Raw genomic sequence first — 10334 nt, 5'->3', positions numbered from 1 at the left:
CGGCACGTTCCCGCCTTCAATACCAGGAGCGCAGCATGAGCCGCCCCCGTAACACCCGCGACCAGGTCATCCCCATCCCCGCCGTCCACGGCTACAGCGTCCCCGGCGGCATCGAGGAGCAGGAGGCCGAAGGCGCCGCCGCGATGCAGTCCGCCGCCTGCGAGGTCATCCCGGCCAAGGGCTCGGCCGAGCTGGCCAACCTCGGCTTCGTCCTCGGCGAGGTCGACCCCAAGGACCCGCTGTTCCGGGAGGCCGCGCTGCCGGCCGGATGGAGGCGGCAGGGAACCGGCCACTCGATGTGGACGCACCTGGTCGACGAGCACGGCCGGAAACGGGTGGCCATGTTCTACAAGGCCGCCTGGTACGACCGGGACGCGTTCACCACCGTCCAGTCGGTGCGGGCGTACGTCGACGACTGCCTGCACGAGGGCACCTCGCCGGTGCTCGACGAGACGTGGGCGACCCGGGAGGCCGTCCTCACCGCACTGGACTCCATCGGCAAGTACGAGCAGGAGCGCGCGGACGAGTGGTCCGGCCACACGGGGGACCGCGCCCGCGAGTACGAGCAGGAGGCGCGAGAGACGCTGGCCAAGATCGAGGCCATCCGGGTGGAGCTGGCCGGAGGCGCGTCGTGAGTGTTCCGACCCCTGAGGCGCTGGCCGCCCTGCTCGCGGAGCTGAACGGCTCGTACGACGACGGCGGCGACTGGGACATCCGCGCGCACGCCGACGGCCACATCGTGGCGTTCGCGCTGGACCACGGCGACGGGGTGGGCGAGTTCCGCGCGGTGGTCGTGGAGGGTGACGAGGTGCCGGTCGTGGCCGAGCGGCCGTACGACCTGGACAACCCGGAGAACCTGAACGGCCCGCACTTCGACGGGGGCGACCGGCTCGGCTGGCACGTCTTCGCGACGGACCACGTGGTTTTCGGCGGGTCGGGTCACATCTCGTGGGCGGAGGCGCGCCAGTTCGGCGCGGCGCTGATCGCCCTGGCCGACCGGCACGAGTCCGCGCAGGGCGGTGAGGGCCGATGACCGAGCCCATGGCCGACGAGCGCCTCGCCGAGATCCAGGCCGCGCTCAGCGCGGTGCCCGCCCCGCCGTGGCACTGGATCGGCGACACCAAGCACCAGGGCCCCATGCTCGCCACCAAGCACTCCGGGTGGATCTACGTGATGGGCTTCAAGCGGCTCGGCATGCGCGGCGCGCAGCCCGCCTTTCCGGTCAAGGGCCCGGACGGATACCTGCTGATCACGCCGTGCCGGGAGATCGAGGACCGCGCCGTGGCCGCGAAGGACGTGGCGGTCCCGCGCGCCCCGTACGACCCGGACACGGTGCGCGGGATCGACAACCCGGTGGCGAAGTGGCTGGAGCACTCGGCGCAGTACGCGGCCGAGCTGCTGGCCGAGGTTGAGCGGTTGCGGGCCAAGCTCGATGCACCGTGCGGGTCATGCCACCCCTGCACGAACTACGCCGACGAGACGTGGCGCGCGGCCGGTCGCACGCCCCCGCACGTTGCCGAGTGGGACGCACTCCGCGCCGAACGGGCCAACGCCGTCGCCACCGTCGCCGAGCAGGCGCAGCGGCTCTTCGCCCGGGAGCGGGAGCACAACGCCGACCGCGCTGAGCTCGCCCGGGTCCGGGCGATGCTCGACGATGCCCGAGCCCGCTGCAACGAGGCCGAGGCCAAGCTCCACCAAGTCGCGATGACCAAGGTCTGGACGAACGAGGACGGCAAGCGCTTCGTGTTCGTCGACGACCTGGCCGCCGCCCTGGGGCTCCCCGGCGAGCCCGCGCCGGCCGACGAGCCGACACCTGAGCAGGTCCGCCTGCGCACGGCGCTGCGGGAGGCGGGCGAGGCGATGTACGGCGGCTGCGACTGCCCCCGGCCGTGCTCCTGCCAGGCCGACGCCGCGACGCTCACCGCCGCGCTCGCCGAGGAAGCAGGTGACCTCGATGGCTGACCGCCGCACCCGCGACCAGCTCGACGCCCGCATCGTCGCCATCCTCCGCGACCACGCGAACGCCGTCGACCCGGCGCCCGCCCTCCACCACATTCAGGACCGCATCAGCAGGAGCACCACGTGCTGAGCCACATCATCACCGCGATCGCCGCCCTCGCCAGCGGCTGCGCGATCGGCGCAGGCGCCGTCGGCATCACCGCCGGCCGCCGCATCCACCACCTGGCCGACCAGCTCGACGCCGAGCGCGCCGCCCGCCACGGCGGTGCCCGGTGAACGACCTCGACCAGTTCGCCCTCGGCATGACCGTCCTCACGATCATCGCCGCCACCATCAGCGGCCTCGTCGCCTCCGCGGCCACGGTCTTCCTGACCATCCTCGCCGGGCGCCGCCGCGCCGCCCGCGGCATCGCAAGCGAGGCCTCCGCCTACCTGGCGGAGCAGACGGATCGGGGCGGCCGATGACCGCCCTCACCTCCCAGATCTCCCTGCCCTCTCTCGGGGGGGAGGACAGGGGACCCCTGTCCGCGGTGCGCTCTGGTCCAGCCACCACGGATTCACCCGCCCCGGCCACCACGGCCGGGGCGGGCACCCCCCGCGTCATCGGCCTCGACCTGTCAATGACCGCCACCGGCATCGCCACCTGGGACGGACGCCCCCTATCCACCGTCCGCACCGTCGCGAGCGACGGAGACCAGCGGCTTCGCCGCATCATGGTCACCGTCCGCGCCGACGCCTACGACTACGTCGCCAAGACACCGATCGACCTGGCCGTCATCGAGGACCTGCCCACGCACGCCCACGGCGCCGGCATCACCGGCATGGTCCACGGGGCGGTCCGCGTCGCGCTCATGGAGCTCGGCGTGCCGTACGCGCTCGTGCCGCCCGCGACCTTGAAGAAGTTCGCGACCGGCCGTGGCAACGCGACCAAGCCGGACATGCGCATGGCCCTGTTCCAGCGCGCTGGGCTCGACATCCGCGACGACAACCAGGTCGACGCCTGGTGGCTCCGGGCTGCGGGCCTGGAGTACCTCGGTCACCCGCTGCTTGAGCTGCCGAAGGCGCAGCGCGATGCGCTCGCCAAGGTCGCCTGGCCCGAGGCGGTGGCCGGATGATGCCGAACGCCGCCGAACGATTCCGGACGACTCCGGACGCTCCCGAACGGCGAACCGCGAAGGCCACCGCCGCCCTCCAGGCCATCCGCTCCAGCCGCATCGAGGACTACGCCGAACTCCGCCGCCTCGGTGTCGGCATCCACGACGCCGCCCGGCGCCTCGGCCTGTCCAAGCGCACTGTCGAGCGCTACCGCTCGCAGCTCAACAAGCAGGGACGCGACCAATGACCACCCCCACCGCCCTCCAGCCCGACATGTCCAAGGCCCTCGCGCTCCTCGCCGTCGGCCACACCATGCAAGCCACCGCCGAACACACCGGCTGGCCTATCGGCCGCGTCCGCGCCCTCATCAACGGCCAGCGCGGCTGGCTCGTCGACAAGAACGGCCGCGTCTACAACCCCAACCGGCCCGGCTACAAGCCCCAGATCCCCGACGGCGTGCACGACGAGCACCTGGAGTGGGCCCGCCAGCTGCTCGGTGACGAGGCGCCGCGGACCATCCAGTTCCGCGAGCCAGCCCCCGCCCTGCGGGCCGAACCGGTCCCGCCGGCGAAGCCCGCCAAGCCCACACCCGCCGAGCGGCCCGCGCCCCCGGCCACCCCGCCAACGGGCGGCGCCGCCATCGAGGGCCCGATCACCACCGACCTGCCCATCACCAAAATCCAGGGCAACCCCAGCAACATCCGCGAAGAAGTCGGCGACGTCTCCGAACTCGCCGCCTCCATCAAGGCGCACGGCGTACTCCAGCCGCTCACCGTCCGCCCCCACCCCAAGGTGCCCGGGGCGTACGAACTGCTCGCAGGCCACCGCCGCCACGCCGCCGCCCTCCAGGCCGGGCTCACCACCGTCCCGGTCACCATCCGACCCGACGTCGACGACCCCGCCGTCGCGATCGAGGTCATGCTGGTCGAGAACGTCCAGCGCCGCGACCTCAACCCCATGGAAAAGGCCGAAGCCCTCGGCAAACTCCGCGCCCGCGGCTACTCCAACTCCCTCATCAGCGCCCGCACAGGCATCGCCCAGTCCACCGTCTCCTACCTCCTCGCCCTGCTCGAGCTCGACGAGGCCGGCCGCGACAAGGTCCGCAAGGGCGAGATCAGTGCGGGGGAGGCCGTCACCGCGGTGCGCGAGTTCCGCAAGAAGCAGCGGAAGAAGGAGGGCGACGACCGGACCTGGTCGTGGGAGCCGGACTTCCTCACCACCACGCACCCGCTCGCCAGGAAGGCCGAGCGGATGTGCAACGCCCGGGAGCACACCGCCCGCCGGCGCATCGGCAAGGTCGCATGCGGCCAGTGCTGGGAGACCGTGATCCGCGCCGACGAGCGCGTCGTCGTGGCGGCCGAGGCCGAGTCAGGGGTGAGCTCGTGAGCCGCGAGCCTGCCTGCCGGAGCGTGCCACCGGAGCTGTTCTTCCCGCTCGGGTATGGCCGCGAGTTCGCCCGCCAGATCGAGGAAGCGAAGGCGGTCTGCCGCGCCTGCCCGGTCTACTCCCGCTGCCGGGACTACGTGCTGGCGAACCCGGAGTTGGCCCCGGAGGGCATCTGGGCGGCGACGACGCCGAAGGAGCGCAGGCGCCTGCGCGAGCAGGTCGCTCTGGACGAGGCCGCCGCCCGTCTCCGGGAGCGGGCCGAGTGGGAGGCGGCGCAGGCGGAAGCGATCCGGCAGGGGGCGCAGGAGTTGCCCTGCCGGGAGTGCGGCCGGGTCGTCGGGTTCTGGCCGGGGGAGGGCGTGCTCGCCTCGCACAGCGCGGTGGAGGGGCAGCCGCCGACGGTGGAGCCGTGCCCGGGTGGCCGGCGGCAGCCGCGGCTGGCGGTGGTGTCGTCATGACCCACCAGCACCGTCTGCCTGCCTGTCCCGAGGACCTGGCCCGCATCGCCGACGTCCGCGCGATGTGCGCCTCGGGGGAGGCCCGTCGGATCCGCGAGATGGCGCGCGTCACGCTCCGCGAGGTCGCGGCGGCCGTCGGGGTGGACCACAAGACGGTCGTCGGCTGGGAGACCGGCCGGACGACGTGTGTCTCCCCGTACGCGCTGGCGTACGCGGACGCGCTGAACGCGATGGTGCGGTTCGCGGATCCGGCCGGAGCAGCCCCGGGGCGTCCCGCCCGGGCGCGGTCACGAGCGCGGGCGGCGGCATGACGCGCCTCACCGTGGCCGCCCTCCACCGGATGGCGAAGGCCGCCCAGACGCACGACCAGCCCACGGTCACGATCGTCACCCACCCCCAGCAGGCTGGCGGCCGGTACGCCTGCTGGCCGGACGGCTGCATCCTCCTGCCACAGGTCGTGCTGGAGGACCTCGCCTTCCCTGCCGACGGGTCGTACGTGATGACGGCCAAGGGCCTCGGCGACCGGGTCGACCGCCAGGGGCTCAGCCCGGCCTTCGTCATCGCCCGGATGCTGCCCCTCCTTGACACCACCCCGCGCACACCCGTCGCGGCCAGCCCCTGGCGGTACGACCTCGGCGAGGTCGCCCTCCGCCTCCTGCACCGCGACACCGACTACACGGCCGTCGGCGACCACCTCTGGGACGCCTGGACCAAACACCTCGACGGCCCCACCTGGCAGCCCAGCCAGTGGTTCATCGTCTGGGCCGCCGACCCCACCACCCGCGCGCACGGCTGCTCAAGGCCACCCCTGACCGCTTCGTCCCCGCCCCACCCAAGGAAGCCCCATGACCCGCCTACTCGAGCACTCCTGCGCTCTGGCGCCGGACTGCGACCAGCAGATCCCCATCGGCATGCTCATGTGCCGCCCGGACTGGACTCTCGTCCCGGCTGATCTCAAGCAGGCGGTCCACCGCACCTACCAGGCGCGGCAGGACAACTGGGGCGCCTACCAGCACGCGGTCAAGGCCGCGACGAACGCCGCCCGGCAGGCCCGCTGCGCCGCAAGCGAGGTGACCGCATGAGCGGCACCCCGATGCGCGAACTCGCCAAGCTCGCGACCACCCTCGCCCGGCCCGAGATGGAGCGCCGCACCGTCTGGCACCTCCTGGCCGGATGGAAGCACTGGGCGCTGATCCTCATCCGACACGCGCCCAAGAGCGCTCCGCCGGAGAAGCCCTCCCTCGCGCCGACCGTACGCATCAACCCGGAGTTCCTCCGCAAGATCGGGATCGGGCTCAAGCCCGAGTCCCTCATCCACGAGCGGATCCACCAGCACCTGCGCGCCATCGCCCAGGACGCGCACGAGATCGAGGTGAACGAGGCCGCCGCCGGCGCGGCCGACGCCGCCATCGCAGTGCTCGCCGAGCTCGGCGTGAACGTGGCCGACCTCCGCAACCCCGAGGAGACCAAGACCGATGTCTGAGCGCGTCAAGACCATCGCCGTGGACTTCGACGGCGTCATCCACGCCTACTCCCGCGGCTGGGCCGACGGCACCATCTACGACGAGCCGATGCCCGGCGCGCTCGACGGCCTCCGCGCGCTCATGGCCGAGTACGCCGTCTTCATCCACACCAGTCGGAGCTCGGGCCAGGTGGCAAGCTGGCTGGCGGCCTACGGCTTCGAGGCCTGCGTCGAGGGCCCGGTGCACGCCCCGATGGAGTTCTGGAACGAGCAGGGCCGCCTCCTCGTGACGAATCGGAAGCTGCCCGCCGTCTCGTACGTCGACGACCGCGCGCTGCGGTTCACGTCCTGGGAACAGGTCCTTCCCGAGCTGCTCGCCGGCGACACGGGGGACGCCGCGGCGCGGGAGCAGGCCGAATGGGACCTGGCCATGACCTACCTCGTCAGCGGCACTGGGCTGACCTGCCCCCGCCAGGACTGCGGTGAGGACCTGCCCACCGACGACCTGCCGCCGTACGAGTTCGGGACGCTCTGGGACGCCCTATGGCGGCACGAGGCCGAGCACGACGGCGCGGAGCCCATTCGCTGCGAGGTCGTCGACCTGCCCGGCGTCGGCCAGGCCCGGGTGCAGGGCGACCTCGACGAGCAGGGCGCCGCCAAGCTGGCCGAGGTCGTCAGGGCTGCCCAGCGCAAGCATGTCGAGGACCTCAAGGCCGAGGGCCGCGCCGAGCTCCACGAGCAGCTGCGCGCCCTCCGCGCGAAGTGGAACACCCGCCGCGCGAAGCGCGAGGCCCACCGCGAAACCGCCGACGGCCCCACCGCCCGCCTCGCCTCCATTGAGCACGACATCTACGCCCGCGTCATCGACGAGCTCGACCAGCTGCTCGCATCTGTGGAGGCCGCCTCGTGAAGATCTACTACGACACTGAGTTCCTCGAGGACGGTCGGACGATCGAGCTGATCAGCATCGGCATGGTCGCCGAGGACGGCCGCGAGTTGTACGCGGTGAACGCCGACATGCCGTTCGACCGAGTCGTCCGCCACGACTGGCTGTACGAGAACGTCGTGCCGTCGCTGCCCATCGACCCGTGCCCGCCTGGACACCGTTGCTCGTCGCAGGGCCGAGGCCACCTCGACCTGCACGACCCCGACGTACGGTCGCGTGCGCAGATCGCCCGCATGGTCGAGTCGTTCATCCTCGCCACACCCGACGTCGAGCTGTGGGCGTACTACGGGGCGTACGACCACGTGGCTCTGTGCCAGCTCTGGGGCCGGATGATCGACCTCCCGAATGGGGTGCCGATGTTCACGTGCGACCTCATGCAGGAGGTCTCGCGCCTGGGTAACCCGCGGCTGCCGGAGCAGGCCGAGGGGGAGCACAACGCGCTCGCAGACGCCCGGCACAACCGGCTGATCGGCGAGTTCCTGATCGTCGAGCGGCGCCGTCAGGAGGTCGGCCGGTGATCCGCAGCTTCCTCACACGCTGGGCCCGGCGCCACGCCGAGGACCTCCACGAGCCGCTCAACGTCCCCGACTGGCCCGAGACCGACGAACCGGCCACGCCGTACATCGCCGAGGCGGACCCGCGCGACGCCGAACTCAAGGAAGCCCGCCGCCAGCTCGCCGAAGCCCAGACCCGCGCCGCCGACCTCGAAGACGCCCTCAACCGGTGCAAGCAGGAGCGCGGCCATCTGGCCGAAGAGCTGGAGAAGACCCGCGCCCGGCTCGCCGCCGCACACCTCGCCCAGCGGGCCGACGCCGACAGCGGGCGCCAGTACGTCGAGCGCTCCGTCGAAGCCCCACCACCGCCGACCAGCGACCGCGCCGAAGCCCTCAGGGAGCGGGCCCGCGCCGACGCCCTCGCCGCGCGCCTGGCCGCCGTCGAGGCCGAACTGCACGCCATCCGCTACCCGCGCGTCAGGCCAGCCAAGGCCACCGCCACCCAGGCGGCCTCATGACCGACACCGCCGTGGTGCGCATCCAGCCCGACGAACAATGGCTCGCCGACAAGGTGGGCCGCCACATCGCCGCGCACCGCGACCACATCACCGCCGCCGCCCGCCGACAGGTCACCGAGGAGATCGCCGCAGCCTTCGAAGCCGCCGGCGACCCCGCAGCAGCGAACCTCGCCCGCCGAATCGGCGCCACCCCGGCCCCCAGCACCGAGGGCGCCGGTGCCTGACCAGCCCACGCCCACCAGCCCGGCCGCCAACACCGGCGGCCGGGCCTGCACGCATTGGCGCGACTCGGAGGCACGCCACTGCGGCAACACCCAAGGCGTACGCCTGTACCTCACCGGGCCGCGCTGCCCGTCGTGCACGCCGGCCGCCGTCGCCGGACACGCCGAACCGCCCTCGCCGCAACCAACCAGCGGGAGGACGACGTGAAGGGGAAGACGTCAGAGTTCGCCAAGCTGATCGGGCGGAGTGCTGCTGCGCTTCCGGTCGGCCTCGGCCCAGCGCTCCTGCTGGACCCGCTTGACGATCGCTCGGATGGTCTCCCGCGACCAGCCGGTCACCTCGGCGACGTCGATGATCTGCCACTCGCCGGAGTCCACGACGCGGGTGATCTCCACGTCGAGCTCGCGACGGGCTTGCTTGAGCCGCTCTTCGGCAGCCCGATGTGCCCGCAGCTTCGCAATCAGATTGCCCGTCGTCATACGCACATCGTCGCACGTCAGTGTCATGCAAGTCAGTTTGCCATACCAAGCGCAAAGTAGCTTGGCGTAAGATAGAGCAAGGTAACTTCGGGGCTAGGGGGATTTCTGATGACACAAGACACGCCGCAGACCTGCGGAGACTGCGGTAATCCCGCCCTGGCCACACCGCTCGGGCTGCTCCTCGAGCCCCGCCCGCACACCATCGGCCTCCACCGGCCCGACGGCAGCACCCTCCGCGAAGACGACTTCAACCGCGGCGAGCGCGGCCACCGCGCCCACCTCTGCCCCGACCAGGCCGCCGTCCGGCGCCGGACGCTCACCGACCTCAGCCCCTAACCCCGGGCCACGAGCACCACAACGTCGGCGAACGCACGGAAGGCACCCCCACTTGAACATCCGCCCCGTCCCCCTGACCTATAAGGGCGTCACGTTCCGGTCCACCCTCGAGGCGGACTGGGCCGCGACGCTCGACGAGCTGGGGATCTACTGGCAGTACGAGCCCATCGCGCTCCAACTGCCCAGCGGGCAGCACTACCTCCCCGACTTCTACCTCCCCACCCTCCACACCTGGGCCGAAGTCAAAGGACCCCACTGGGAGCGGCTGGACAAGCCGCTCGAGCTCGCCAAGACCCTCGCCGTCGACTGGCCCGGCTGGCAGACCCACATCCACGTCGTCATCCTCGAGGCCGCCGGCCCCGGCGACGCCGCCTCATGGCGCGCCCCCGACACCACCGGCTGGGGCGACCTCTGGCTCACCGACTGCGGCGACTGCGGCCTGTGGACCTGGATCACCGCTGACGGCAAGTGCTGGCGCTGCGGCCACACCGGCGGAGGCACCCACCCGCTGTACTGGCCTGCCACCGCGAATCAGCAGCACTCGAACGGGCCCGGATACCCGACCCTGACCATGACCCGCGCACCCCGGCCGGAGCAGTCATGACGACGACCGTCGGCCCGGCCGACCTCGACCAAGTCCGCGCCTGGCTCACCACGCTCCACGGCGGCGCCGCCGGACTCATCAACATCTGCGCCACCGACACCTGGGGCGGGTCGAACTTCGCGACCGACGAAGGCGGCATCAACGCCGCCGTCCGCTACGTCCACAGCCTCGACCGGCAGGGCAAGCAGGGCATCTACGCCCGCGTCACCACCATGGGCCACACCCCGCCGCCCGGCCGCCGCGGCGCGCCGACATCTCCCTGTCCTTCCCCGGCTTCTGGGCCGACATCGACATCGACGGCCCCGGCCACAAGCACCAGCTCTGCCCCGCCGACTGCCCCAAGAGCCACGACCACATCACGCGCCCGCTGCCTCCC

21 protein-coding genes are annotated in these 10334 nt (G+C 72.2%); 20 read left to right on the top strand and 1 reads right to left on the bottom strand.

Annotated elements, in window-relative coordinates; all coding sequences use genetic code 11:
* Positions 1–35: 35 nt before the first annotated feature.
* Genes B1L11_RS06745 through B1L11_RS06675 form a run of 18 tightly spaced genes read left to right on the top strand, consistent with a single transcriptional unit; the run spans position 36 to position 8541 of the window.
* Entirely contained in the window at positions 36–635 is a 600-nt protein-coding gene (locus tag B1L11_RS06745; protein WP_079313688.1) for a hypothetical protein, read from the top strand.
* A complete protein-coding gene (locus B1L11_RS06740; protein WP_079313687.1) occupies positions 632–1033 on the top strand; it encodes a hypothetical protein in 402 nt (133 codons plus the stop codon). The genes B1L11_RS06745 and B1L11_RS06740 overlap by 4 nt, the downstream gene beginning before the upstream one ends.
* Positions 1030–1962: a hypothetical protein gene (locus B1L11_RS06735; protein WP_079313686.1), complete on the top strand. Its 933-nt coding sequence runs from the start codon at positions 1030–1032 to the stop codon at positions 1960–1962. Before B1L11_RS06740 ends, B1L11_RS06735 begins: the two co-directional genes overlap by 4 nt.
* Positions 1955–2089 (top strand): hypothetical protein, encoded by a 135-nt coding sequence (locus tag B1L11_RS49910; RefSeq protein WP_256862284.1) that lies wholly within the window; start codon positions 1955–1957, stop codon positions 2087–2089. The genes B1L11_RS06735 and B1L11_RS49910 overlap by 8 nt, the downstream gene beginning before the upstream one ends.
* A complete protein-coding gene (locus B1L11_RS46565) occupies positions 2083–2235 on the top strand; it encodes a hypothetical protein (RefSeq protein WP_179155012.1) in 153 nt (50 codons plus the stop codon). The genes B1L11_RS49910 and B1L11_RS46565 overlap by 7 nt, the downstream gene beginning before the upstream one ends.
* Complete coding sequence (locus tag B1L11_RS06730) at positions 2232–2423, top strand: hypothetical protein (protein ID WP_079313685.1); 192 nt, start codon at positions 2232–2234, stop codon at positions 2421–2423. Before B1L11_RS46565 ends, B1L11_RS06730 begins: the two co-directional genes overlap by 4 nt.
* The gene (locus B1L11_RS06725; protein ID WP_218670940.1) at positions 2420–3073 is read left to right on the top strand and encodes a hypothetical protein; all 654 of its coding nucleotides are present in this window, start codon (positions 2420–2422) and stop codon (positions 3071–3073) included. The genes B1L11_RS06730 and B1L11_RS06725 overlap by 4 nt, the downstream gene beginning before the upstream one ends.
* On the top strand, positions 3070–3300 hold the full coding sequence (locus B1L11_RS46560; protein ID WP_079313684.1) for a helix-turn-helix domain-containing protein: 231 nt from the start codon (positions 3070–3072) through the stop codon (positions 3298–3300). The genes B1L11_RS06725 and B1L11_RS46560 overlap by 4 nt, the downstream gene beginning before the upstream one ends.
* Positions 3297–4439 carry a ParB/RepB/Spo0J family partition protein gene (locus B1L11_RS06715; RefSeq protein ID WP_079313683.1) on the top strand — a complete coding sequence of 381 codons (1143 nt, stop codon included), beginning with the start codon at positions 3297–3299 and terminating at the stop codon, positions 4437–4439. Before B1L11_RS46560 ends, B1L11_RS06715 begins: the two co-directional genes overlap by 4 nt.
* On the top strand, positions 4436–4897 hold the full coding sequence (locus B1L11_RS44925; protein ID WP_256862283.1) for a WhiB family transcriptional regulator: 462 nt from the start codon (positions 4436–4438) through the stop codon (positions 4895–4897). The genes B1L11_RS06715 and B1L11_RS44925 overlap by 4 nt, the downstream gene beginning before the upstream one ends.
* Positions 4894–5208, top strand: coding sequence for a helix-turn-helix transcriptional regulator (locus B1L11_RS06705; RefSeq protein ID WP_079313682.1), 315 nt, complete (start codon positions 4894–4896; stop codon positions 5206–5208). The genes B1L11_RS44925 and B1L11_RS06705 overlap by 4 nt, the downstream gene beginning before the upstream one ends.
* Positions 5205–5849, top strand: coding sequence for a hypothetical protein (locus B1L11_RS06700; protein WP_079313681.1), 645 nt, complete (start codon positions 5205–5207; stop codon positions 5847–5849). Before B1L11_RS06705 ends, B1L11_RS06700 begins: the two co-directional genes overlap by 4 nt.
* Positions 5809–5979 (top strand): hypothetical protein, encoded by a 171-nt coding sequence (locus tag B1L11_RS44920; RefSeq protein WP_179155011.1) that lies wholly within the window; start codon positions 5809–5811, stop codon positions 5977–5979. The genes B1L11_RS06700 and B1L11_RS44920 overlap by 41 nt, the downstream gene beginning before the upstream one ends.
* Positions 5976–6380 (top strand): hypothetical protein, encoded by a 405-nt coding sequence (locus B1L11_RS06695; RefSeq protein ID WP_079313680.1) that lies wholly within the window; start codon positions 5976–5978, stop codon positions 6378–6380. The genes B1L11_RS44920 and B1L11_RS06695 overlap by 4 nt, the downstream gene beginning before the upstream one ends.
* Positions 6373–7269 (top strand): hypothetical protein, encoded by an 897-nt coding sequence (locus tag B1L11_RS06690; protein WP_079313679.1) that lies wholly within the window; start codon positions 6373–6375, stop codon positions 7267–7269. Before B1L11_RS06695 ends, B1L11_RS06690 begins: the two co-directional genes overlap by 8 nt.
* The gene (locus B1L11_RS06685) at positions 7266–7823 is read left to right on the top strand and encodes a 3'-5' exoribonuclease (RefSeq protein ID WP_079313678.1); all 558 of its coding nucleotides are present in this window, start codon (positions 7266–7268) and stop codon (positions 7821–7823) included. The genes B1L11_RS06690 and B1L11_RS06685 overlap by 4 nt, the downstream gene beginning before the upstream one ends.
* On the top strand, positions 7820–8317 hold the full coding sequence (locus B1L11_RS06680) for a hypothetical protein (RefSeq protein ID WP_079313677.1): 498 nt from the start codon (positions 7820–7822) through the stop codon (positions 8315–8317). The genes B1L11_RS06685 and B1L11_RS06680 overlap by 4 nt, the downstream gene beginning before the upstream one ends.
* Positions 8314–8541 (top strand): hypothetical protein, encoded by a 228-nt coding sequence (locus B1L11_RS06675; protein WP_079313676.1) that lies wholly within the window; start codon positions 8314–8316, stop codon positions 8539–8541. The genes B1L11_RS06680 and B1L11_RS06675 overlap by 4 nt, the downstream gene beginning before the upstream one ends.
* Positions 8542–8757: 216 nt before the next feature.
* Here the strand turns inward: B1L11_RS06675 and B1L11_RS06665 are convergent, their stop codons facing one another.
* Positions 8758–9045, bottom strand: a complete 288-nt coding sequence (locus B1L11_RS06665; protein ID WP_143737059.1) for a hypothetical protein — start codon at positions 9043–9045, stop codon at positions 8758–8760.
* 81 nt (positions 9046–9126) lie between these two features.
* Here B1L11_RS06665 and B1L11_RS06660 point away from each other — a divergent pair, with 81 nt between their 5' ends.
* Both B1L11_RS06660 and B1L11_RS06655 read left to right on the top strand, forming a co-directional pair.
* Positions 9127–9354 carry a hypothetical protein gene (locus B1L11_RS06660; protein ID WP_079313673.1) on the top strand — a complete coding sequence of 76 codons (228 nt, stop codon included), beginning with the start codon at positions 9127–9129 and terminating at the stop codon, positions 9352–9354.
* Between the two features lie 52 nt (positions 9355–9406).
* On the top strand, positions 9407–9958 hold the full coding sequence (locus B1L11_RS06655) for a hypothetical protein (RefSeq protein ID WP_079313672.1): 552 nt from the start codon (positions 9407–9409) through the stop codon (positions 9956–9958).
* Positions 9959–10334 lie beyond the last annotated feature (376 nt).

The organism is Microbispora sp. GKU 823 (genome assembly GCF_002027145.1).
Taxonomy (GTDB): Bacteria; Actinomycetota; Actinomycetes; order Streptosporangiales; family Streptosporangiaceae; genus Microbispora; species Microbispora siamensis.
The sequence above is the reverse complement of the archived record's forward strand: the minus strand, read 5'-3'. Positions and strand labels throughout refer to the sequence as shown.

Excerpts from the sequence above, each read along its gene's own strand:
- B1L11_RS46560 (WP_079313684.1), top strand. The coding sequence starts at position 3,070 with ATGATGCCGAACGCCGCCGAACGATTCCGGACGACTCCGGACGCTCCC.
- B1L11_RS49910 (WP_256862284.1), top strand. The coding sequence starts at position 1,955 with ATGGCTGACCGCCGCACCCGCGACCAGCTCGACGCCCGCATCGTCGCC.
- B1L11_RS06695 (WP_079313680.1), top strand. The coding sequence starts at position 5,976 with ATGAGCGGCACCCCGATGCGCGAACTCGCCAAGCTCGCGACCACCCTC.
- B1L11_RS06745 (WP_079313688.1), top strand. The coding sequence starts at position 36 with ATGAGCCGCCCCCGTAACACCCGCGACCAGGTCATCCCCATCCCCGCC.
- B1L11_RS06705 (WP_079313682.1), top strand. The coding sequence starts at position 4,894 with ATGACCCACCAGCACCGTCTGCCTGCCTGTCCCGAGGACCTGGCCCGC.
- B1L11_RS06660 (WP_079313673.1), top strand. The coding sequence starts at position 9,127 with ATGACACAAGACACGCCGCAGACCTGCGGAGACTGCGGTAATCCCGCC.
- B1L11_RS06735 (WP_079313686.1), top strand. The coding sequence starts at position 1,030 with ATGACCGAGCCCATGGCCGACGAGCGCCTCGCCGAGATCCAGGCCGCG.
- B1L11_RS06715 (WP_079313683.1), top strand. The coding sequence starts at position 3,297 with ATGACCACCCCCACCGCCCTCCAGCCCGACATGTCCAAGGCCCTCGCG.
- B1L11_RS06725 (WP_218670940.1), top strand. The coding sequence starts at position 2,420 with ATGACCGCCCTCACCTCCCAGATCTCCCTGCCCTCTCTCGGGGGGGAG.
- B1L11_RS06700 (WP_079313681.1), top strand. The coding sequence starts at position 5,205 with ATGACGCGCCTCACCGTGGCCGCCCTCCACCGGATGGCGAAGGCCGCC.
- B1L11_RS06665 (WP_143737059.1), bottom strand. The coding sequence starts at position 9,045 with ATGACACTGACGTGCGACGATGTGCGTATGACGACGGGCAATCTGATT.
- B1L11_RS06675 (WP_079313676.1), top strand. The coding sequence starts at position 8,314 with ATGACCGACACCGCCGTGGTGCGCATCCAGCCCGACGAACAATGGCTC.
- B1L11_RS44920 (WP_179155011.1), top strand. The coding sequence starts at position 5,809 with ATGCTCATGTGCCGCCCGGACTGGACTCTCGTCCCGGCTGATCTCAAG.
- B1L11_RS06690 (WP_079313679.1), top strand. The coding sequence starts at position 6,373 with ATGTCTGAGCGCGTCAAGACCATCGCCGTGGACTTCGACGGCGTCATC.